We start from the raw sequence: 23,692 nt of genomic DNA on the forward strand, positions 1-23,692 counted from the left end.
TTATCAAAATATCTGGCTTTATGGTTTGTTTCTTGTTTTATAAATTAACCTACTGTTTAATTTTCAAAGTTCATTTTTCATTTTCCATGTTTGCCCTTTTCTTAAGGACAAGTAATACTATATCACCTTAAAAATAATTCGTCAATACTTTTCAAATTATTTTTTTAATTTTTTTAATTTTCATTATCACATATTCCATTATAATGTAGTAATACCATAGCTTCAATCAATTTTAATATATTTATATTTTTTTATAAAAAATCACAATTGTTTATCTTAATTATTAATATTTTAAATATTTCTATATACAAATTCAACAGTTATAATAGAATTATCCCTATATAAATTGAAAAAATACAGTAGAAAATACAGACAATAAATAAGAATATAGAAATAGATGTAAATAAATACAATCATAAAAGAAGAAGTATTAATACAGTTAGAATAAACTTATCAATACTTCTTCTTTTATAATCAATCTTTTAATAAAATCTATTTATTTTTAACTTACATATTATCTCATAGCTCTCATAGCATTTAGTACTGCAATAAGTGCTACCCCTACATCAGCAAATATAGCCTCCCACATAGTAGCTACTCCTCCAGCTCCTAGTGCCATAACTATAACTTTTACACCTAGAGCAAATATTATATTTTGCCATACTATCTTATTAGTCTTATTTGCTATTTCAATGGCTTTAGATATTTTACTTGGTTCATCTGTCATAAGTACTACATCTGCTGCTTCAATAGCTGCATCTGAACCTAGACCTCCCATTGCTATACCAACATCTGCTCTAGCTAAAACTGGTGCATCATTTATTCCATCACCTACAAAAGCTATTTTTTCTTTTTCTGTTCTACCTTCATACAACTCTTCTAGTCTATCTACCTTTTCATTAGGAAGTAAATTAGAGTAAACTGTATCTAATCCTAACTCTTGAGCGATATTTTTTGCTACTTTTTCATTATCTCCAGTTAACATTACAACTTCTTTTACTCCTATTGATTTTAAACTTCTTATGGCATTTTTACTATCTTCTTTTATCTCATCAGATATAACTATATAACCTCTATACATTTTATCAACAGCAATATACACTACTGTTCCAACTTCTTTAGCTGGTGAATAGAATATATTTTCCTTTTTCATAAGCTTCTCGTTACCTGCCAATATAAGTTCACCATTGTATTTTACTCTAATTCCATAGGCTGCTATTTCCTCATAACTATCTATTGTATTTAAATCAATTTTCTTACTATAGTAGCTTAATATAGATTTTGCTATTGGATGATTTGAATTTACTTCTGCAAGAGCTGCATATTGCAATAATTCTTCTTCTGATATTCCCACAGGATTTAACTTAGTTACATTAAACACACCTTTAGTAAGGGTTCCTGTTTTGTCAAACACTACTGTATCTACACTTCTTAAAGCCTCTAAGTAATTACTTCCCTTTATAAGTATTCCATTTTTAGATGCAAATCCAATCCCACTAAAGAAACTAAGTGGTATTGATAAAACTAATGCACAAGGACAAGAAACAACTAAGAATATCAACCCTCTGTATAGCCAATCACTAAATACTTCACCTGAAATAACAAGTGGTGGTACAAATGCTATCAATAAAGCAGCTATAACTACTACTGGAGTATAGTATCTTGAAAATTTAGATATAAAATTTTCTGTTTTTGATTTTTTAATGCTAGAATTTTCAACAAGGTCAAGTATTTTTGAAACTGTTGACTCTCCAAAGCTCTTTGTAACTTCAATAGTAAGTAAAGCATTCTTATTTATAACACCTGATAAAATTTCGTCTCCTTTTTCAACTTCCCTTAATACAGACTCACCTGTAAGTGCAGAAGTGTCTAACATAGATACTCCATCTACTACTACACCATCCAATGGCACTTTTTCACCAGGTTTTACTACTATTATATCACCTATATTTACTTCTTCTGGAGATACTACTTTAACTTCAGAGTTAACTTTTAGGTTTGCATAATCTGGTCTTATTTGCATAAGTGAAGTTATAGACTTTCTAGACTTTCCAACCGCAACACCTTGTAAATACTCTCCTACCTTATAGAAAAGCATAACTCCTACTGCTTCTGATAGTTCTCCTATTAATAATGCCCCTACTGTTGCTAGAGCCATTAAGAAGTTTTCATCAAATACTCTTCCTTTTGATATATTTCTTATTGCTCTTAAAAGTACATCTCCACCTACTATCACATAAGCAACTATAAATACTATATTGCTAAATTGACTTTCAAATCCTGTTGCTGTTTGATATATACCAAAAATATATACAAGAGCTCCTATTATAAGTGGAATTAATTCTTTTTTATTTGTATCGCTCACAGTTTCTGACTTTTCAATCGTTCTAGATTTTGTTTTATCAGAAGACTCTACTTGTATATCAAGTCCTGGTTCTGTTGAGTCTATTATTTCTTTTATTTTATTTATAACAGAATCTTCTTCAAAAGTACTTATTATGTTTACTGTAAGTTTTTTATTTACAAAATTCAAATTAGAAGATTCAACCTCTTTTAGTTTAGAAACTTTGTTGTTAATCTCTTCTGCACAATGTGCACAATTTAATCCTCCTAATATAAGCTCCTTTTTAGTTGATGTTTTGTTGGCTATTGTATTGTCTTTAGAGCTTATTTGTATATTAAGTCCTGGTTCTGTTGAATCTATTATCTCTATTATCTTTTCTATAGTATTTTCTTCATCAAAACTATTTTCTATATTTACTGTAAGTTTTTTATTTATAAAATTTAGATTAGAAGACTTAACCTCTTGTAGCTTAGAAACTTTGTTGTTAATCTCTTCTGCACAATGTGCACAATTCAATCCTCCTAATATAAATTCCTTTTTAATTATATTATTTGCTTCCATAATATATTCACTCCTCTCATTTATCATTTATAAGTCTCTCTAATATGATTTAATCCACAGTCAAATATTTGACTTATATGGCTATCATCTAATGAGTAATATACTGTCTTTCCATCTCTTCTAAATTTTACTAACCTAGCCTGTTTTAATACTCTAAGTTGGTGAGATATTGCAGAGTGAGTCATATTTAATAAACTTGCTATATCACATACACACATTTCATTTGCAAATAATGCATATAATATCTTTACTCTAGTAGTATCTCCAAATACTTTAAATAATTCTGCTAAATCATATAACATTTCTTCATCTGGCATAGTTGACTTAGCTTCTGTTACTATTTCCTCATGTATTATATTACAACTACAATCATTTATCTCTTCTCTCATTGTATAATCCTCCGTTATTTTAATATATGAATAACTGTTCATATGTTCATTATATGCTATTATATCTGATTTCGCAACAATATTTTTTTATTTATTTAATAATAATTAGAATGCACATATTATGGACTTTTTTAATATATATATTATTAGAATAAGTTTTTGTAAACTTTTTTATAGTTTTTCTAGGAGGTGCAAGTTTAATATGAGTAATAAGAAAAAAAAGAACTTAGATACTAGTTACATGCCTTACTTAGACCCTGCTAATTATGCAGATTATATTACTAACGAAGAAATTCCCCAAGATGAGTTGAGAAATGACCCACAAATCCCTAGTGGTTATACAAAAATACCTAATAATCAGAACATAAGTAACATTTATCCTAATAGCGTAAATAATTATCCTAAAAGTAGTAATTCTCCAAACAACTTGCCTAACACAAATAATACATCTGGAAATATGAACTACAACACATCTAATCCAAACAATATGCCTAACAACATGAACTATAATACATCTAATAATATGGGTGTACCTACTAATATGTCTGGTAACATGAATAACAATATGGGTATGCCTAACAACATGTCTGGTAACATGAATAACAATATGGGTATGCCTAATAACATGTCTAGTAATATGAATAATAATATGGGTATGCCTAATAATATGTCTGGTAATATGAATAATAATATGGGTATGCCTAATAACATGTCTGGTAACATGAATAACAATATGGGTATGCCTAACAATATGTCTGGTAACATGAATAATATGGGTATGCCTAACAACATGTCTGGCAACATGAATAATATGGGGTATAATATGAATAACATGGGTATTCCTAACTTATCATGTAATCAAAATATGCCTCCTAATGTACTTATGATGATACCAGGTGTTATATGTCATAATACAATGAATGGTATGCCTGTAGTTATGCCTAGTAATATGCCTTCTAACATGTATCCGACTCCTTATGGTTCTAGTAATATGTCTATACAAGGTATGCCACAAACTAATATTGAGGAGTTTGATGAGGAAGAAATGTAAAATATTTTTATTTTTTAAATAAATTGTATAAGACCTTAATAATTGAACATAATAGTAAATGTATTCCTCATAATATTCCCCCAATATTATTATAGGTATAAAATTTTGATTGAATATCCTTTTATTTAGTCAAAAAATATTAACATAATCTAATAAAATAAATGTAAATAAAAAATCAGATAAAATAAAATTTTATCTGATTTTTTATTTACATTTAACTTAATACTTAAAAAATATCACTGTATATCACTATTTGTTTGATGTTTATGTAAGTAGCTCACAAATCCTTCAATCGAATAGTCAGTTACATCATGCATATCTTCATTAACTATACAAAAAAACATGCTGGCATTTTCTTCTTGTTTAGATTGTCAAGGATACATGGACTACACCCTTTCTCATGGTTTTTTGGATTTCTTAGATATTTCTCAACTTAAGTTTACTAGCTCTATGTTATAATGACTCTAACAAGTTATTATCTTATTTATAGGAGGTATTGTTTTGAATAAAATATGTGTATTTTACTTCTCTGGAACTGGTATGACAAGATATATTGTAAATAGAATAAAACAAGAATTTGAAAATCAACAGACTTATGTTGATTGCAGAAGAATTGAAAATATCAAGATGTCTAATATTCATTTAACATCATATGATTCAGTAGGAATAGCTTATCCAGTACATTCCTTTAACGCACCTCAAATTGTATTAGACTTTGTAAAACACTTACCAAAAATAGACTCTATGGATACATTCATAATTCATACAGCTGGAGAAGAACATTATATAAATTATGCTTCATCCAATTTGCTAATCAAAAGATTGAATGCTAAAGGTTTCAAAGTATTTTATAATAAATTGTTTGCTATGCCCTCAAATTTTATGGTTAAATATGATGACCAAAAAACAAAAGAGCTTATTAATGAAGCAGATAAAAAAATACCTATTACTGTACATAATTTAATAAATCGAATCTCACATCTACCAACTAGTAGAACTTCAGTAAAATTTTTAGCTTTTTTTGGTAGATTAGAGTGGTATGGTGCTCGTATTTTAAGTAAGTTTTTCTATGTTAAAGATACTTGTACTCACTGTGGTAAATGTGCCAATAATTGTCCTAAACATAATATAAGTATTACCAGGGATAAAGTCAAATTTAATTGGAGTTGTTGTTTGTGCATGAGATGTATTTATAATTGTCCTGTACAATCAGTCTATATACATCAACCATTTAAGTTCATTCGTCTTGATAGTTGGTATGATTCTAATATATTTACAAATAAATAAAAGCTAGTAATTTTATTATAACTATCATTCATAACTCTTTAATATTATTTTATTTTCATTATAAATCTTCATAGCTTCATCATAAAATATATCTTACTCCCTATATATAGTAATATGTTTAGATATGGTATGCTAAAAACCAATATTGACAAATATTATTAAAAAAAGAAATAAAATATTTTTATATAGATTGTATAAAATTTTAATAATTGACCACAATAATAAATGTATTCCTCATAATATTCCCCCAATATTATAGAAATAAATTTAAGCGAGATTAAATTCAGTTAATCTCGCTTAAATAATGTCCAAAATCATATATTATTCCAAAAAGTCATCAAAGTCTATTGAACCTGACTCTGCAAAATCGTATAAAGCATTTTGCTCAAAGAAAAATTTCTCCTCAAATTTAATATATTTGCTATAATTAGACTGACTTATTTCATTAATGCAATTACAATCATTATCACTATAAGTCCCTATAAAAAACTTGTTTCCCATTAAGTAATATATAGCTTTCATATCATTATTTATTATATATACATTTTCTTTAACATGGTCATTATTAAAATTAAATCTAGTAAAAAATATCCCTTCATTCATATTACTTTTTAATAAGAACGGATTTTCTTCATAAAATACTTTTGCAAACTCCTCGGGTGAACTTACACTATATACACTTACAAATTCACTCTTAGAAATTTCATCAAAAACTTCAAAGTCGTACATAGGCTCTTTATCTGTTACTAGCATAGAATTAATTTTAAAGCCAGTCTCATTACATTTACTTATACAAAAGGCTATTTTACATGTATAATACCCATCATTATCTTCATATAAAGCCTCGCTAATATACCTACCTTGTCCTTTATTGCTTACTGTATTTTTAAGCAAAGTACCATTGATATTTGTAATATGCATATTTGCAATCTCGTCACTTCCAGAAAAGTATCTTAAACTTTCTCTGTCCCATGCTATAAACCTCATAGTCATATAGTTTATGAATTCAACTTCCTCATCAACTCTTTTACATATTTTATTATATAATTTTTCTATAGTTAAATCTGTTTTATAATTTTTTATAATGTCAATGTATTCACATTTATCTCCTGGTAATATCTTGTTATAACAAATATTCTTATTTCCAAAATAAGATACTAAAAACAGAGATTCCTCCTCTGTTAATCCAATTCTATCTGAGCCAAATCCACCCATTAATCTTTCTTCTTCTCTATAAGCTTCTTCTTGTGTTGGATTTTTCAAACTCACATAATCCGCCAAACCTAACCCTTCTGCATCCAATAAAAAATATTGACAAAAGTGATTTTTTTTATTGTCTATCCAATTTATTATAAGACCTAAGCTCCCCATAAGTCTAGAATTTGTAACCTTTGCAAAATTAAAATTCATACAATCACGTCCTTTAAAATTTAAAATCTTTATTTTTTAATATATAAATTATTATACATATATTTTAACAACTTAGGTACAATTTATAATATAATATAAGGAAATGATTAATTGAGGTGGTTTTTATGAAAAATATAGCAGCTTTTTTTGATATAGATGGTACTCTTTATAGGGACTCTCTTATGGTTGAACATTTTAAGAAATTAATTAAATATGATATAATTGACCAAAAAAATTGGTATAAACACGCTAGAGATACGTTTATGGATTGGGATAAAAGGCAAGGCAACTATGATGATTACCTATTAGAGATATGTAATCTTTATGTTGACTCCTTAAAAGGCTTAGATAAAACTTGCATTAATTTTACAAGTGACCAGGTAATTAAATTAAAGGCAGATAGAGTTTATAAATATACACGTTCAAGAATAGATTGGCATTTAAATCAGGGTCATATAGTTATCTTTATATCTGGTAGTCCTGGATTTTTAGTTGAAAAAATGGCTCAGAAGTACAATGTAACTGACTTCTTAGGAAGTGATTATGTGTTTGAAGATAATATATTTACAGGAACAGTCATACCGATGTGGGATTCTATAAGTAAAAATAACGCTATAAATGACTTTGTTGTAAAATATGATTTAGACCTATCAAATTCGTACGCTTATGGAGATACTAATGGCGATATAAATATGCTAAAAAGAGTTGGAAATCCAATCGCAATAAATCCTACAAAAGAACTTTTGGCTCAAATATCACTTAACAAGGAAATTTCTAAAAATGTTGAAATAATAGTAGAAAGAAAAGACATTATATATTCTTTATCTACAGATGTGAATATAGTGGATATTTAATTTATATTAGTTATTTTAAAGACTTATATAACAAAAGTCTTATTATAATAAAGGATGTCATCATTAGAATGATATCCTTTAGTTTTATTTTAAATAAAAAAATTGCTATTATCAAAATTTTTAAATACTAGATGAGAACACAAAAAGACTCTGACATAAAAATCAAAGCCTTTTTTATTAAACAAACTCATACATATGTTAATTCTATTTTTATATTTCAATGTACCTTCACAAATGTATTACTCATATACAAATTAAAATCATTCTAAAGTAAAACATTAGGTCAGTTGTTATTTTTAAATAACATCTTTCTTAGTCTATTATTGTAATAATCGATAAAGGAACTATATACATAATCGTATATTATAAAGGCTACCTCAAATGAGGCTACTATAATAATATTTATTGGAATATAAACTATTGTCCTTAATATAAAATACAATATAAATATCATTATGTTTGCAAATACTAATTTCATAAGATACTCAATATATATTGACCTATCTTTTTCTATAAAATATTTAACAATACCATATATCCCAAAAGTAAGGGAATATACAATCCATTGAGATTTACTTGCCATTACTATAAATCCTAATACTACAGAACCTATATAAAAAGCAATGCCACTTTTAAATCCCCATTCCATTATTACAATTGATACTAAAAGTGATGCTAACCCCATGATAAACAATGTATTTACAGAAATAATATTTGTAAGAGTTAACAGTATTACATTTAATGCTAATAAAACTCCTCCATAAGCAACTTTTATACTCATATTTATCATCCTAACAACAAGATATTAAATCTCCACCAAAACATTCACAACATGAATCTAGACACCAAAGTTTAGCGCAGTTTTCACAACAATCATCACCTAAACAACAGCAGTCATCACAACAACAGCAACAACATCCATCTAAATCATTACGTCTTCTTCTATTATAATTATCAGCTCTATTGTTATATTCATTTCTATATTGTGTATAACTTCTAAGTGCATCATTGTATTCCTGATTTTCAGGCTCCATGAATTTTGCTCTCTTTAAGAAGTCTTCTCCTTCTTCATAATATCCAATATTCATCGCAGAAAAACCAGTTAGATAATACCACTCTGCACATTTGTCAGTTAATGTTTTTAAAAAATCATAGGCTTTTTTAAATTCACTATTTTCCATAAAAGCTCTTGCTCTCATAAAATTTTCATTATTATAAGTATTACTGTACATTATTTTCACCTCTACTTTCTAATATATTCATGTATCTTAAATAAACCCCAGAATAAATTATATTTTCTATTATTCCAACGTTTTTATTTAGATTTAAATTATCAATTCCCCTAGCTAAAAAACCTAATGATGTTACAATTATTTTTTTAACTTTTTCTTTTAACTCATCATTTTTATCTATATATTCTATAAAAGGATTATATCTTCCTTTCTTAAAATCTTCGTCTAAATCTTCGTATGCATCTAATAAATATATATATTTACCTATATTAAAACCTATCATTCTTAGATTTCTCTCATTTTCATCTTTTTTATACGCAAATACTTCTCCCATTATATTTCCAAAGACATTAGACACTTCATCTATATTTATATTTTTGTCCTTTTCCAACTTATTTAATTCATTTAATTGTTGCTTTATATACTCAGCTTTTTCAGGATATTTCTCATAGGCTAAGTTTAATTTGTTTTTATATATATAATATGCTAATTTATCTTTTATGCGTTTATCATCCATTAAATTATCTTCCAATTTATAATACGTTAAAAGAACATTCATACTTGCTGCATATTCTGTAATATCATTTGTAATTATCTTTTTCTTCTTAAATGGGCTAACTACACACACTTCTTCTGTATTTGTAGACTCTGGCTTATATACTGCTGTTAATAAAATAATTAAAAAGGTTATATCATAATTCAGAGAAAATCTAGAAATTTCTCCATGATTTCTTTTTAAATATTTACATAGCCCACAATAATAAGCTTTGTAATGGTCATATTCTCTAAATGTTAAATCCATTTTGTTTATTTTAACATATCCAAACATAAATACTCCTTTTTGTACTACTTTTTATATAAATTATAATTTGTATTGTAACAATCTATATCTATAAATATCACATTTAACTCTTTTATATTCTCAACACTTCTTTGTGGTTTATAAAAAGTATTGTGACTTACATAAATGTATACTTAATTGGCTCTATTGTTTTATTAGTGAAAAAATGAGTGTATGCCATCAAACATGAACTCATTCTTTTTCTATTTTTTGTTAATTATTATTATATCATTAATAAAATTATAATTCATTGTTTAGAACTATTTTTCTGATGGTTTTAATATATCTTTTTCACTAAAATATCTTGTTAACTTTAAGGCATCAACTTCGAGTGCTTTTGTCAATTTAAGTATCAGTGTTGCTGTTGGACTATGATAAAATCATTCTCTCTCTAATTTTGATATATAACTTTGACTTATATTAGTTATTTTACTAAGTTGATTTTGGGTTATTTTTTATTTGTATGAAATATTTTTAATATGTTTTCTATTTTTAATTGCTACCAATATTTTACACTTACTATATTAATTATATGCAACAATGGTTGTCAATAATTAAATTGTGTACAATACATATCTTGTGATATCTATTAAATTTGATTCATTAGAAAAAATTTGCATGGCTCTCAAGTGTTCTCCTAATGAGTTATTAGGTTGGAAGCAAGATAAATAAAAATATTAATTCTAAAGGGTTTATTTATAACTATCGGAAGGCTACTTTAGTAGTTATTTTATAGATTTACATATGGTACATCAATAAGTTTTATATTTTTATACAATATAATTCTTACTGATATACCATTTAAAAACCTCATAAGAGGTCAGGAAACGATAGTATAATCATCACATACGTTTTATCAAATCTATTTTACATATAGTTTATACTTAGATAATAGCAGACATCTGTTTTTTCTACATTTGAATGAATTCTAAGAACTTTAATTTTACTATAAAAAAATAAATTCTTATTTTTGGATATACTCTACTACAGAAATTTTATTTATTTTTCTTCCTATCTAATGCTACTCCAATAAGTAACCCAAGGGATAAACCAATAGCTAAATTTTTAAATACTGAACCCCAAATAACACCAAAGCATAATCCTAATCCCAAATAACTTATATTTTCATTTTTCATATATTACTCCCTTAAATTTGATTGAAATATTTTAACTTTTCTAATTGATTCTTTTGAAGCTTTGACTATATCAGCTAAAATTCTTATCTCATAGTCATTACAATCACTTATCACTTATTTTAATTCTTTTTCAAGGACAACTTTAGAGTCTAGTATTGTCTCTCACTGTAATTCGTCGATTGATATGCCTAAAATATTATCAATCGCAACCAAAGTAGGTAGGCTAACACTAGAATTGCCAGTCTCAAAATTCGACATGTGTTGAGGCGTAATTTTTATCATTTCTGAAACAGTGTCTTGTGTTAAACTTTTCAAAATAATATCTATTAAAATTGTTTTTATGAATCTTTACGAATACCTACTGCCCTTAATGGACCGAGTAACGACATTCTAGCAAGTATCAGTGCCATTTCATCAGGAGATTCTTTCATGTTTTTTTCAAGCCAATATTGAATTACACCTAAGTCCGCTGAAAGTATATATTGTATAAAATATTCTTCTGAAATTACTGCCTCATCTATGTTAAAATTTTTTAACTTTTGTTTCTCAAACAAATTGATTTCAATAAATCTTTTTATTTTTCTTTCAAAAGTAGGGTCACCTTTGGGACCTAAAATAGATTTAATAATTACCGAATTTTTTCTAAAATATTCAAAAAGCTTTACCATAAATGGAAGGGGTTCATTTGAGGCATCTATATTCATCATATTGACTGAATCAAGGTGCTTAGTCTCTTCTTCAATTTCCTGTATTATTTCATTTTCAATCTTCTCTAACAAGTCATACTTATCAACATAATGCAGATAGAAGGTTCCTCTATTTATATCCGCCCTTTGAGTTAAGTCAGTAACTGATATATTGTTAAATCCTTTCTCGTCTATTAACTCTGCTAATGCAGACCTAATCATTTTTTTAGTACGTATTGTTCTTCTATCAATAGATACTTTTTTCATGAATTATTCCCTCATTCTATATAAATTTTTTTAATTTTAATTAACAATTTTATAGTAAATGTTTATTACTTAACAATTTAAATATTATTGTTCATTGCATAAATCAATATAAATATTATAATATACATATAGGTTATTAATCAACAACGTGTTCATAAAAAATAGCGAATTAATTTGAAGTAAATGTTTAATATGACCGAAAATTTCGCCTTTATATGGATGCATTATAGGATATCTTAAGAATAGTATTAATGGAGGATAAAAATGAACAATTTAGATAAAAACAATGCTAATGAAGTTTTGGATATGCTGTTAAGAACTCGAAGATCCATAAGAAGTTTTACAAAAGAAATACCTTCAAAAGAACTAGTTGAAAAAATAATTGAAACTGGAAGACTTGCACCTTATGCAATACTTGCAGTAGCAAAGCAAACAGATTTTAGACATTTTTTTGTTATCTCAAATAACAGTTTACAAATGGATAAAATTAAAACTATTCTTGTTGATGTTATTAAAACTCAAATATCAACCCATGAGAAGGAGGCGGAGAACGACATCACTCTACAATCCTTCATTACTTCTTTAAAGATGCAAGTTAAAAAAGGGGTTCTTGGTGTAGGGACAGCACCTTATCTTATTATTGTGGCAGAACGTCGTGGAATACCAGCCATAGAACAAAAGTCATTATCTCATGTTATGCAGAATATGTGGCTTAAAGCAACTGCTTTAGGATTAGGTTTTGAACTTGTTAGTATAATAGGAAGATTAAGTAATAATAAAGATTTTTGCGATATTTTAGGAATACCAACAGGTGAATATGGATTTGATGCCTGTACAATTGGTTTCCCTACAGCATCTGTAACTAAGGAAGGCAGAGACGTTCCTCATCCATCCATAAAATGGATATAATAAATAATATTGAAAATCAAATATTTATAAACTATTCTTACATATTTTTAATAATAGGTGACATGTTGTTTCTCAGAGGAATCTATAATTTAACTGAACCCAAGATAATCAATTAATTACAAACAAAGAATAAATATAATAAAAGGACTTATAAATTATAAGTCCTTTTATTGAGCATGAAATTAAATTCTTTTCCTTCAACTCTGGTAAATAATTTTCCTGTATTTCTTTTAAAGTATATGTATATCCATCATAATCAATTATTTTTACTTCTGTTTGTGTCTTAGAATTTAATTATTCCTGTGGCTCGCAATATATATTTATACTATTTTATACAATTCAATCTTACTTACATTAAATTAGTTTTTAAATAATTGGAGTATATTCAAAACTGCCTAAAGTATCTTTTAATTCCTTTTTTGCTTTATTTACAATAGATTCATCAAGCATTACATCATTTATTGAACATGCTATAGATTTAGATGCTAACAACATCGCTTTAAATCCCATGTCAGAACCTGCACTAGCACAAGATTGCCATGTATGAGCAGAAATACCAATAGGCCAAACTGAACAAGAACATTGTGCTGTGGGAGTTATGTAACTAACATCTCCAATATCTAATGACAGTGATATACAGTTATTATGAGTAAAGGTATCATCTGTAACTTCATCATGTAGATTCATCTTAGTAATCTCCTTGTTTCCACTCAATACACTAGAAACACTAATTCTTTTGTCTATAGACACTGTTTCAGCTAATTTTTTTGCAAAATAGTAGTCATCTTCATCATACTTTTGTACCCCTATCAATTTCATGTTTTGTGATAAAACATCTGTTAATATTGTATTTGGAATATAGTCATATACTCCACTTATAATATTATATTCCATACTAGTACCACTCATCAATGCTGCTCCTTTTGCTATATCAACAATTCTGTCAAATACATCTCTTACATGCTCCATTTTAACTCCTCTTATGTAATACCATACTTCTGCAAAGTCTGGAACTATATTTGGCATTTCTCCACCATTAGTAGTTACATAATGAACTCTACAGCTATCAAATATATGCTCTCTTAAATAGTTACAACCTATGTTCATAAGTTCCACTGCATCAAGTGCACTTCTTCCGTTATAAGGAGCTTGTGCTGCATGAGCGCTAATCCCATTATATCTAAATTTTACAGAATAATTAGCAAGTGTTGGAATTCTTATTGGAGTGTTTATATCAAATGGATGCCAACTAAATGCACAATCGATTCCATTAAAGAAGCCTTTTTTTATCATTAATACTTTTCCTGACAAATCTTCTTCTGCTGGACATCCATAGTATTTTATAGTTCCTTTCAATTTTTTTAGTTTGATTAATTCCTTTATTGCAATTGCAGCTCCTATTGAACCTGTACCAAGTAAATTATGTCCACAACCATGACCTGCACCACCATCTGAAATAGATTCTTTTGTAATGGATACTTTTTGAGACAAACCACCTAAGGCATCATATTCTCCCAAAACTGCTATAACTGGTTTACCTTCTCCATAGCTAGCTACAAATGCTGTATCTATATCCTCTAATTCATCTACACTAAAATCATGTTTTTTTAAATATTCTTTTTGTAAGTTTGAAGCATAATATTCTTTATATTGAAGTTCTGGATTTTTCCATATTTTATCTGATATATCTCTTAACTCTTCCTGTATCTCATCTATATATTCAACTAAAAACTTTTTATTTAAATCACTCATATTAATCGTATAAACCTCCTTATTTCTAATAACTTATCAATTACTAACCAAAATAACTGATTTAAAAATATTTTCTATTGTACAGCTACTTTATACAATAAAACCTCTTGACTTGTAAGTTTCATTTTATCAAGTAAGAGGTCTTTTAAATTTATAAAATTTTTAGCATGTTAACCAATCAAGCATATTAACCCATAATTTATTATAATATTTCCAATCAGTAAATTCTCTTGGACCCCAATGAGGTGCACAATCAGAACTAAAGATAGCAGATTTTCCTTTTCCAAATTCACCAATAGCTACAAATGGGTCTCCTCCAATAGTCGCTAGTACAGGACAATTATCTTTAGCTATTGTCTTATTATATCCTAAGAACTGTGGCCATTCCTTTGGTATATCTTTTAAAACTGGATGTTCAGAATCAACAACAACTGGAGTTATTCCTGCTGGTTTTTCAACTCTATCATCTTTATCTATCATTGTTATTGGCAATACATCTTTGATAGCAGTTTCTCCAAATCTAGCTTTTGCATCTATACCTGTAAATGACATATATCCACCTACCATGATTAATGCTCCACCACTATTTACATACTCTTTAATTAATTCAAGTCTATCTGGATTACTATTACAATCTATAAATGTACTATTAGATAATAAGAATGTATTAGAACCTATATCAGATAATATTATACAATCATACTCATTTAACTCTTCCAATTTATATGGGAAGCTGTCTGCTGCTACATGTGCAGGCATATAAACTACTTCATAGCCTCCAGACTCCACTGCTTCTTTTAACCATTTTACTGCTTCTTCATAATGTGTTGTAACAAATGTGTCAAATCCCTTTATATGAGTTATATTTTTTACCCATGATTCCCCTACTATTAATACTTTTTTCATCTATATATTCCTCCTACTTTTATAAGTTTAATATTAGACTGGCATACATAAGTATACTGTCTAAATACTCTTGAATTTCAACATACTCATCTATCGCATGACATTGTTCTATTGAACCTGGACCTAATATTAATGTTGGAATTTTAGCTAAGTTTTTCATCAGTCTCGCATCATTTCCAGCTGTTGACCCTTTTATATTTAACTTTCTTTCTAAGGTTTCTTCTAATATCTTTTGAGTATTAACTATAAATTCAGATTGCTTGTCCATCTCAAAACCTAATCCTGATTGATATATGTTTATCTCTGGTTTATTATCTTTAAGCCATAAATCTCCATCAGCTCTTGTCATTATAACCTTAGTTATATCGTCTACAACTTGCTCATAACTCATTGTATTTGGCAAGAAATGTACACATAAATTAAATACACACTTATCTGGTACAGTAGAACCTGCTGTTCCACCATTTATTAAACCTAGATTTATTGTAGGTGGAGGTAATAAAGCATGTTTATATTTCATAAGCCAATTATGTTCTAACTCTTTTATATCTTGAAGTAATAACATCGCTTTTTCTATAGCGTTTACACCTTCCCACTTGCTTCCACAGTGGAGAGATACACCTTTAACTTCAACCTCAAAGAATACAAATCCCATATGTGCAATTATTATGTCCTTCTCTGATGGTTCACAAATTACACAATAGTCTCCATCAATGCCATTCATAACTGCATTTATAGTTCCATTTCCTCCGCCTTCTTCATCTACCACTGACATTACCTTTATATTGCCAGGTATATTTAATCCACTATCTTTTATAAGTTTTACAGCTAATATTGAGGCTATTAGGCCAGATTTCATATCTGCAGTTCCAAGTCCATAAAGCTTGCCTTTATCTTCTGTAGCACAATATGGATTATATCTCCACTTTTTTATATCACCAGGTGGCATAGTATCTACATGACCATTAAAAACTATTGTCTTACCAGGCAAATTATCACTGTACTTACATATTAAATTATATCTATCATCATAATTGTGACCTAGATTGCCTTCTTTATATATGTCTTTTGCCTTTTTAATTAAATCTTCGCTCATTTCTTGTCTATTTACACTAAACCCTATGGAATTTGCAAGTTTTTCAATATATTCTTGACCTTCCTTTTCAAATCCACCTAGTATTCCATGACCTACATCTTCGGTTTTGATACTTACAAGTTCTTTTAAATAATCTATATATTCTTGTTTGTTGCTATTTAATGTATCTAAGAGAATTTTTTTCATATTTCCTCCCAAGATTTATTATTTTGCTTTAGCTGACTTTTTTAATTTTATGTTATTTATCCATATAGCAAATAACATTACCAAACCTTTTATAATCATCTGATTATATGAAGATACACTCAATAGGTTTAATCCATTTCCCAATATTCCTATTATTCCAACACCTATACATGTACCTACTATAGAACCAGAACCACCCATCATATTAGTACCTCCAAGCACAACTGCTGCTATAGCATCCAATTCTGCTCCATCTCCAACAGTTGGTGAACCTGACGCTAAACGTGAAGATAATATTATTCCAGCTAAGGCTGTTAATAGTCCAGCTAAGGCATACACTTTAACTATAACTTTATTTACCTTTACTCCACATAGTCTAGCTGCTTCTTCATTCCCACCTACAGCATGTACATGGCGTCCAAAATCAGTTCTTTTTAAGAGAAAATGTCCTGCTATTACAACTATAATCATAATTATAACTGGTATTGGTATTGGTCCAACATATCCTCTACCCAGCATCTTAAATGCATCTGTGTTTACTGATATAGGTCTCCCTCCTGTAAACACAAAACTTGCTCCACTTATTATCGTCAACATAGCTAAAGTTACGATAAATGGTGGTAGTTTTTGTGTTGAAATAATTGCACCTTTTATGACACCTAGTATTGTTCCAATTGCTAATGCAAGTAGCATGCCTACCCATATGGGTGCATTATAATTTACTACTGTTGTAGCCCAGAATGTACCTACTAAAGCAATTACTGCTCCTACACTTAAGTCTATTCCTCCTGTAATTATTACAAAAGTCATCCCTACTGCAAGAATTGCATTTATTGATATTTGTCTTCCAACATTAATTAAATTATCTAAAGTTAAAAAATTAGATGAAGCTACACTCATTATTATAAAAATTATTACAAGTCCTATAGCTGCACTCCCCTGGTCTTTAAATACACTTGTTAATTTTGATAATAATGGAGATGAAGTATTCTCTTTATGCTTAGTTATTGAACTCATTAATTTTACCTCCAAAAGCCAATTTTAATACATTATTTTCAACCATTTCTTCACCTTCTAAAAAGCCACTTATATTACCCTCTCTCATAACCATTATTCTGTCACTCATTGATATCAATTCTGGTATCTCTGAAGATATCATTATGATACTTACACCATCCTCTACCAAGTCACCCATTAGATTGTATATCTCTGCTTTAGCATTTACATCTATACCTCTAGTTGGTTCATCCATAATTAATATGTCTGGTTGTAATAAAAGCCATCTGGCTATTATAGCTTTTTGTTGGTTACCACCACTTAAACTCTGTATAACCTGATTCATATGTGGAGTCTTTATTTTTAAAGCTTCTATGTATTTTTCTAAAACTTCTTTTTCTTTTTTTCTGTCTATAACTGATTTAAATTTAGATACTTTCTTTAATCCCGCCATAGTTGTATTTTCTTTGACACTCATCTGTAAAAATAATCCAGTACCTTTTCTATCTTCTGTTATCAACCCTAAACCATTTTCAATTGCATCTGATGGTGTTTTGAATTTAATTTCTTTATTATTTAAATATATTTTCCCAGAGTTATATGTTCTAAGTCCAAATATAGCTTCTACGATTTCACTTCTCTTGCTTCCAACTAGTCCACCTATTCCTAAGATTTCGCCTTTTCTTATGTTAAAACTGACATTATTAAAAACATTGTTTTTAGTTAGATTTTCTACCCTCATAATTTCTTCTTTGATTTCTACTTTTCTTTTAGGGAAAAATTGGTCTAATTTTCTATCTATCATTAAATTAACTAATTCTTCCTCAGATGATACTTCTTTGGTATTCAAAGTCGAAATCGTTTTCCCATCTCGCATTATAGTTATTCTGTCACAAATCTCAAAAAGTTCTTCCATTCTATGAGAAATATATATTATACTAACTCCACTACTCTTTAAATCATTTATAAGTCTAAAAAGTATCTCAGTTTCTTTTTTACTTATTGAAGATGTTGGCTCATCCATTATTAAGACCTTAGTTTCTGATGATAAAACTCTTGCGATTTCAACCATTTGCTTTTGAGCTATACTAAGTTCTTTTACTAAGCTACTTGGATTTATATCTATTCCCATATTGTCAAAAATCTTTTTAGATTCTTCATTCATTTTTTTATCATTAGTTAAGACCTTGCCACTTATTTCTTTTCCCATAAAAATATTTTGTGCTACTGTCAATTCATCAAATACTGTTAATTCTTGATATATGGCATTTATACCTATTTTTTTAGAAATATCCGGTGATATATTTTCTATTTCTTTTCCCTCAAAAATAAATTTACCAGAAGTCTTTGCATGTGCACCAGTTAAAATCTTTATCATTGTTGATTTACCAGCACCATTTTCACCCAGTAGTGCATGAATTTCGCCATGAAATAACTCAAAATTAACATTATCTAACGCCCTAACTCCAGGAAATTCCTTAGCAATATTACTTAACTTTAGAATTATATTACTCATAATGACACTCCTTTTTAGATAGGATTTCTTTTAAATAATCTTATTTTTTATTAATTCTTAAAGTCTTTTATATTTTCTTTATCATAAAGTAAAGCTGGTACTGGTATATTTTTCTCTACTTTTTCACCTTTTATAGCCTTTACTACTGCTTCTACTGCCAAACGTCCCATTTCTTTAGGTTGTTGCTGAATCATAGCAAGAACAGTTCCATCTGTTATTCCAGTTGCTGCTTCATCAGTTAAATCAAATCCTACAATCTTAACATCCTTATTTTTTGCAGATTCAAGTGCAGCTTTAGCTCCTAACACACTATTTTCAGCTGTTGCATATATTATATCTACATTTGGATTAGATTGAACTAAGTTTTCTACAGTATTAAGAGATTCTTCTCTATCATATCCTGGTTGTGAGTTTAATATTTTAACATTAGCTGAACCTTTTAATGCTTCTTTAAATCCATCTATTCTTTGCATTTGTATTTGAGATTTTAAATCTGTTACTATTGCAATTTCTGATTTCCCACCTAAGTTTTCATCTATGTACTTTTTAGTGTATTCGCCTAATTTTTTACCAGCATCATAACTAACTGTTCCAACATAACTTGTAATATTTTCAGTATTTAATACAGCATCTACTGTAACTACAGGCATTTTTTCAAATGCTCCTTCTACAGCTGGTACTATAGCTGAGTTGTCTGTTCCAAGTACTATCATTCCATCTACATCTTGTTGTATAAAATCTTCTATAGCTGATGTTTGTTTAGCTACATCTTGGTCTGGGTCATTTACTATGACTTTTACACCTAGTTCTTTAGCTTTTTCTTTTATCCCTTCGTCAATGTCTATAAAAAATTGATGTTGAAGAGTTATTGTAGATACTCCTATAGTTAAATCTTTCTTAGCTGAACTATCCTTCTTTTCTGATTTACTTGGTCCATCCATTGAACATCCTGTTAACATTCCTACTGCTAGTGTTGCAACAATTCCTAAAGATAAAATTTTTCTCATAATTACCCTCCATTTTTAATAGTTTTAGATTTGAACAATTTTAATTTTTATTTATTAATATCTAAATATTTTTCAACATCTTCCCTATAAGGCATTCCAGATTGAGCACCTAATTTTGTTACAGAGAGTCCTGACACTACTACAGCATACCCTACCGCTGTATATAAGTCTTTGCCTTCTGTTATAGCTACTGACAATGCTCCATTAAAAGTATCTCCTGCCCCTGTAGTATCTTGAACATCAACATTTATACAAGACACATGTTTTACTTCTTTGCCATCATAAAATCTAGCTCCATTTTTTCCTTCTGTTATTACAAGTTTATTTGGATGTTTTTTTAATACTTCTTCTATACTTTCCTCTGTGTCAAAAACTATCTTATATTCATGTTCATTTGGTGTTAAATAAGTTACTTTTTCTATTATATCTTCATCTAATCTTATTGCTGGTGCTGGATTTAATAAAATCTTTATCTTATTTTCAAAACAGAAATTTACCACATAATTTATTGTTTCTATTGGAATCTCTAACTGTAGTAATACTATATCTGCATTCTTTATCTCTTCTTCATTCTTTTTAATTAAATTTATATCTACTAGCTCATTTGTTCCTGGCACAACAACAATACTATTATCATTTTCACATAGTGTTATAACAGCAACACCAGAACTTTTTTGATTATTTCTAGCTATCAAATTATAATCAACTTTATTCTCTTTAAAATTTCGTATCAATTCTTCGCCTAAGCTATCTTCCCCTATACAAGATATCATTTTTACATTTGCACCTAACTTAGATGCTGAAACTGCTTGGTTAGCACCTTTTCCCCCAGGTGATGTAAAAAAACTATTACCTAGTATTGTTTCTCCTTTTTCTGGTCTTTTATCTACAGAACATACCATGTCCATATTTACACTTCCTATGACAACTATGTTTCCCATTACATTACTCCTTTACATATCTATTTATGCCTTTCTTACTGTTAATTACTTTCTTTCGTTGAAGCTCTTATCACTAGTTCTGGTTTGAAAATTAATTCATCAAAGGATTCTTTCTTATCTCCTCTTAGACAATTTATTAATATTTCACTGGCTTTATATCCTATATCATAAGATGGTTGTCGTACTGTTGTAAGTGGAGGACTTATTAAACTAGAAGTTTGAATATCATCAAATCCCACAACACTTACATCGTTTGGTATATTTAATCCTCTTTCTTGAAGACCTCTGATAACACCTATTGCAATCAAATCATTTGCACAAAATATCGCATTAAAAGCTATCTCTTCTAAAGTTTTTATAAATTCTTGCCCCCATTCAATCTTATATTTTCCTTCAAATACATAATTAGAATTGTAATCTAAATTATACTCAGTTAAAGCTTTTTTATATCCTTCTAATCTATCTATTGCTATTTCATTTTGAAGTGGACCACTTAAGTATATTATTTTCTTATGTCCAATATCCAATAAATGTTTTGTAGCTATATATGCACCCTCAAAGTTATTTATTTTGACTATACCTTTTAAGGTTTCTTTATTCATACTTATTTTCTTATCGATTAATACTGTTGGTATTTTTATATCTTTGTAATTTGCCTCTTTCCAGTTTGTATTTGACGATGCTGCAAAGATAATTCCATCTATCATTCTTTCTGATAATGTTCTTATCCCTTCATATTCCTTTTTGGCATCTTCATCTGTATTACATAAAATTATATTATAGCCTTCCTCATTAGCTTTATCTTCAACACCTCTTGATACGTCTGTGAAAAATGGATTTCGTATATCTGGTATAAGAAGTCCTATTGTATTTGTTCTTTTAGTCACTAAACTTTGTGCCAATTTATTTGGAACATAATTTTTTTCCTTCATTATTTTTAAAATCTTTTCTCTTGTTGCTTGACTTATATTTTCATCTTTATTGTTAATGACTTTTGACACAGTTGTTTTGGAAACACCAGCCAATTCGCCAATCTCTTTTATAGTTATACTCAAGAAGTTCACCCCCACAATTTAGGAAACCGTTTTACTTAACCGGTTACCTAGATACTATCACATCTTTTTTCGCTTTGCAACTACTTTATACAAATTTTGATATTTTTCTTATTTTTCAAAATATTTCTAACTATTAATTTAAATTTAGCACATTAGCTGATTTCCAAAAAAAATTAATCTACTTTTTTAATTTTTAAAAAGTAGATTAATTAATTTAAGCAATTTCTATTAAATTTTAAAGCCTTGTTCTTCAATCATTTTTTTATCATTTTCAATACTATTTCCTACAGTTGTTAAATAATCACCGACAATTGCAGAATTTACGCCCCCATTAAATCCTACCTTATCATATCCTTTTAAGGACAATCTTCCACCAGCATATCTTATATATATATTAGGAATTATAAATCTAAATACTGCTGTTGTTTTCAATATTTCCATTGGTTCTAATACATCATAATTTTCCATTGGAGTATTCTCAATTGGATTTAAAATATTTATTGGAAATGACTTCACATTTAACTCTTTTATTTCAAATGCCATCTTCAGTCTTTGTTCTTTACTCTCATTCATTCCAATTATTCCACCAACACATACATCTAGACCTGCTCTTTTAGCTTCTTTGATGGTTTTTATTCTTTCTTCATATGTATGTGTTGTACATATGCTTTCAAAATTATCCTTAGATGTCTCAACATTATGATGATATGTAGATACTCCTACTTCTTTTAATTTTTCAGCTTGATTATAATCTATAATCCCCAAAGATGCACACAATTTTAGACTGGTATTCTCTCTTAAACCTTCATAAATATGTAAAATATTATTAAACTCATCCCCTGTCATTCCTTTCCCACTTGTAACTAAAGAAAATCTATGGACTCCTTTACTTTCCATTTCTTTAGCCCTATTTAAAATCATGTCATAATTGAGTAATGAATATTCATCAATACCAGTTTTATAATGAGATGACTGAGCACAAAACTTACAATCTTCACTGCATTTCCCAGATTTTGCATTTACTATTGTACATAAATCTGCCTTGTTACCCATAAAAAATTCTCTTATTTCATTTGCTGCTTCTAATAAAATATCAAAATCATGTTTATTATTTGTATCAATATTTATTAAACTAAAAGCTTCTTTATAACTTATTTCTTTTCCATTTAAAACTTTATTTTTTAATTTGATTATGTATTCTTTCATATGCCCTCCTATTAGTCAACCTTTTTAACTTTCATAGTTTACTTATTATATATAGTATTACATA

The 23,692-nt window shown here is 28.3% G+C and carries 24 protein-coding genes and 1 pseudogene; 5 read left to right on the forward strand and 20 right to left on the reverse strand.

What is annotated here, in order from left to right; translation table 11 throughout:
• Positions 1–514: 514 nt before the first annotated feature.
• Together KGF36_RS08495 and KGF36_RS08500 are read right to left on the reverse strand one after the other, a co-directional pair.
• Complete coding sequence (locus KGF36_RS08495; RefSeq protein ID WP_227827693.1) at positions 515–2,905, reverse strand: heavy metal translocating P-type ATPase; 2,391 nt, start codon at positions 2,903–2,905, stop codon at positions 515–517.
• Between the two features lie 23 nt (positions 2,906–2,928).
• Positions 2,929–3,294, reverse strand: coding sequence for an ArsR/SmtB family transcription factor (locus KGF36_RS08500; RefSeq protein WP_227827694.1), 366 nt, complete (start codon positions 3,292–3,294; stop codon positions 2,929–2,931).
• 202 nt (positions 3,295–3,496) lie between these two features.
• Between KGF36_RS08500 and KGF36_RS08505 the strand changes: the two genes are divergently transcribed.
• On the forward strand, positions 3,497–4,345 hold the full coding sequence (locus tag KGF36_RS08505; protein ID WP_227842608.1) for a hypothetical protein: 849 nt from the start codon (positions 3,497–3,499) through the stop codon (positions 4,343–4,345).
• Between the two features lie 328 nt (positions 4,346–4,673).
• On the opposite strand, the pseudogene KGF36_RS20445 reads toward KGF36_RS08505, so the two are convergent.
• Positions 4,674–4,751 (reverse strand): annotated as a pseudogene (locus tag KGF36_RS20445) (DUF6485 family protein); the annotation flags it as partial.
• A gap of 95 nt (positions 4,752–4,846) precedes the next feature.
• Between KGF36_RS20445 and KGF36_RS08515 the strand changes: the two are divergent.
• Positions 4,847–5,632: an EFR1 family ferrodoxin gene (locus KGF36_RS08515; RefSeq protein ID WP_227850287.1), complete on the forward strand. Its 786-nt coding sequence runs from the start codon at positions 4,847–4,849 to the stop codon at positions 5,630–5,632.
• A gap of 321 nt (positions 5,633–5,953) precedes the next feature.
• Here the strand turns inward: KGF36_RS08515 and KGF36_RS08520 are convergent, their stop codons facing one another.
• Positions 5,954–7,042 (reverse strand): hypothetical protein, encoded by a 1,089-nt coding sequence (locus tag KGF36_RS08520; RefSeq protein ID WP_227854676.1) that lies wholly within the window; start codon positions 7,040–7,042, stop codon positions 5,954–5,956.
• A 125-nt stretch (positions 7,043–7,167) separates the two neighbouring features.
• Here KGF36_RS08520 and KGF36_RS08525 point away from each other — a divergent pair, with 125 nt between their 5' ends.
• Positions 7,168–7,896: an HAD family hydrolase gene (locus KGF36_RS08525; protein WP_227827698.1), complete on the forward strand. Its 729-nt coding sequence runs from the start codon at positions 7,168–7,170 to the stop codon at positions 7,894–7,896.
• A gap of 283 nt (positions 7,897–8,179) precedes the next feature.
• On the opposite strand, the gene KGF36_RS08530 is transcribed toward KGF36_RS08525, so the two are convergent.
• The 4 genes from KGF36_RS08530 to KGF36_RS20450 form a co-directional block, all read right to left on the reverse strand.
• Positions 8,180–8,677 carry a hypothetical protein gene (locus KGF36_RS08530; protein ID WP_227854677.1) on the reverse strand — a complete coding sequence of 166 codons (498 nt, stop codon included), beginning with the start codon at positions 8,675–8,677 and terminating at the stop codon, positions 8,180–8,182.
• A gap of 10 nt (positions 8,678–8,687) precedes the next feature.
• On the reverse strand, positions 8,688–9,128 hold the full coding sequence (locus KGF36_RS08535; protein ID WP_227827700.1) for a hypothetical protein: 441 nt from the start codon (positions 9,126–9,128) through the stop codon (positions 8,688–8,690).
• Positions 9,118–9,957: a DUF5685 family protein gene (locus KGF36_RS08540; RefSeq protein ID WP_227842611.1), complete on the reverse strand. Its 840-nt coding sequence runs from the start codon at positions 9,955–9,957 to the stop codon at positions 9,118–9,120. The genes KGF36_RS08535 and KGF36_RS08540 overlap by 11 nt, the downstream gene beginning before the upstream one ends.
• A gap of 392 nt (positions 9,958–10,349) precedes the next feature.
• A complete protein-coding gene (locus KGF36_RS20450; RefSeq protein WP_227842691.1) occupies positions 10,350–10,421 on the reverse strand; it encodes a helix-turn-helix domain-containing protein in 72 nt (23 codons plus the stop codon).
• A 127-nt stretch (positions 10,422–10,548) separates the two neighbouring features.
• Here KGF36_RS20450 and KGF36_RS08550 point away from each other — a divergent pair, with 127 nt between their 5' ends.
• Entirely contained in the window at positions 10,549–10,641 is a 93-nt protein-coding gene (locus KGF36_RS08550; protein WP_227842692.1) for a helix-turn-helix domain-containing protein, read from the forward strand.
• 323 nt (positions 10,642–10,964) lie between these two features.
• On the opposite strand, the gene KGF36_RS08555 is transcribed toward KGF36_RS08550, so the two are convergent.
• From KGF36_RS08555 to KGF36_RS08565, 3 genes are all read right to left on the reverse strand, one after another.
• Positions 10,965–11,105 (reverse strand): hypothetical protein, encoded by a 141-nt coding sequence (locus KGF36_RS08555; protein WP_227842612.1) that lies wholly within the window; start codon positions 11,103–11,105, stop codon positions 10,965–10,967.
• A 162-nt stretch (positions 11,106–11,267) separates the two neighbouring features.
• Positions 11,268–11,420 (reverse strand): helix-turn-helix domain-containing protein, encoded by a 153-nt coding sequence (locus tag KGF36_RS20455; RefSeq protein ID WP_413841441.1) that lies wholly within the window; start codon positions 11,418–11,420, stop codon positions 11,268–11,270.
• Between the two features lie 23 nt (positions 11,421–11,443).
• Positions 11,444–12,058, reverse strand: coding sequence for a TetR/AcrR family transcriptional regulator (locus tag KGF36_RS08565; protein ID WP_227827705.1), 615 nt, complete (start codon positions 12,056–12,058; stop codon positions 11,444–11,446).
• A gap of 264 nt (positions 12,059–12,322) precedes the next feature.
• On the opposite strand from KGF36_RS08565, the gene KGF36_RS08570 reads away from it, so the two are divergent.
• The gene (locus KGF36_RS08570) at positions 12,323–12,967 is read left to right on the forward strand and encodes a nitroreductase family protein (protein ID WP_227827706.1); all 645 of its coding nucleotides are present in this window, start codon (positions 12,323–12,325) and stop codon (positions 12,965–12,967) included.
• A 366-nt stretch (positions 12,968–13,333) separates the two neighbouring features.
• Here KGF36_RS08570 and KGF36_RS08575 read toward each other — a convergent pair whose 3' ends face one another.
• From KGF36_RS08575 to bioB, 9 genes are all read right to left on the reverse strand, one after another.
• The gene (locus KGF36_RS08575; RefSeq protein ID WP_227842614.1) at positions 13,334–14,719 is read right to left on the reverse strand and encodes a M20 family metallopeptidase; all 1,386 of its coding nucleotides are present in this window, start codon (positions 14,717–14,719) and stop codon (positions 13,334–13,336) included.
• 162 nt (positions 14,720–14,881) lie between these two features.
• Positions 14,882–15,625 (reverse strand): glutamine amidotransferase, encoded by a 744-nt coding sequence (locus tag KGF36_RS08580; RefSeq protein WP_227827708.1) that lies wholly within the window; start codon positions 15,623–15,625, stop codon positions 14,882–14,884.
• A gap of 19 nt (positions 15,626–15,644) precedes the next feature.
• Positions 15,645–16,907, reverse strand: a complete 1,263-nt coding sequence (locus KGF36_RS08585) for a M20 family metallopeptidase (RefSeq protein ID WP_227827709.1) — start codon at positions 16,905–16,907, stop codon at positions 15,645–15,647.
• 18 nt (positions 16,908–16,925) lie between these two features.
• A complete protein-coding gene (locus tag KGF36_RS08590) occupies positions 16,926–17,924 on the reverse strand; it encodes an ABC transporter permease (protein ID WP_227827710.1) in 999 nt (332 codons plus the stop codon).
• Positions 17,908–19,419: a sugar ABC transporter ATP-binding protein gene (locus tag KGF36_RS08595; RefSeq protein WP_227827711.1), complete on the reverse strand. Its 1,512-nt coding sequence runs from the start codon at positions 19,417–19,419 to the stop codon at positions 17,908–17,910. The genes KGF36_RS08590 and KGF36_RS08595 overlap by 17 nt, the downstream gene beginning before the upstream one ends.
• 50 nt (positions 19,420–19,469) lie before the next feature.
• Entirely contained in the window at positions 19,470–20,426 is a 957-nt protein-coding gene (locus tag KGF36_RS08600; protein WP_227827712.1) for a substrate-binding domain-containing protein, read from the reverse strand.
• A 47-nt stretch (positions 20,427–20,473) separates the two neighbouring features.
• On the reverse strand, positions 20,474–21,367 hold the full coding sequence (rbsK, locus tag KGF36_RS08605; protein WP_227827713.1) for a ribokinase: 894 nt from the start codon (positions 21,365–21,367) through the stop codon (positions 20,474–20,476).
• 41 nt (positions 21,368–21,408) lie between these two features.
• Positions 21,409–22,431, reverse strand: a complete 1,023-nt coding sequence (locus KGF36_RS08610; RefSeq protein ID WP_227827714.1) for a LacI family DNA-binding transcriptional regulator — start codon at positions 22,429–22,431, stop codon at positions 21,409–21,411.
• A 219-nt stretch (positions 22,432–22,650) separates the two neighbouring features.
• On the reverse strand, positions 22,651–23,628 hold the full coding sequence (gene bioB / locus KGF36_RS08615) for a biotin synthase BioB (RefSeq protein ID WP_227854678.1): 978 nt from the start codon (positions 23,626–23,628) through the stop codon (positions 22,651–22,653).
• Positions 23,629–23,692: the final 64 nt, after the last annotated feature.

The organism is Clostridioides sp. ZZV14-6009, assembly GCF_020658095.1.
In the GTDB taxonomy this organism is placed as follows: Bacteria; Bacillota; Clostridia; order Peptostreptococcales; family Peptostreptococcaceae; genus Clostridioides.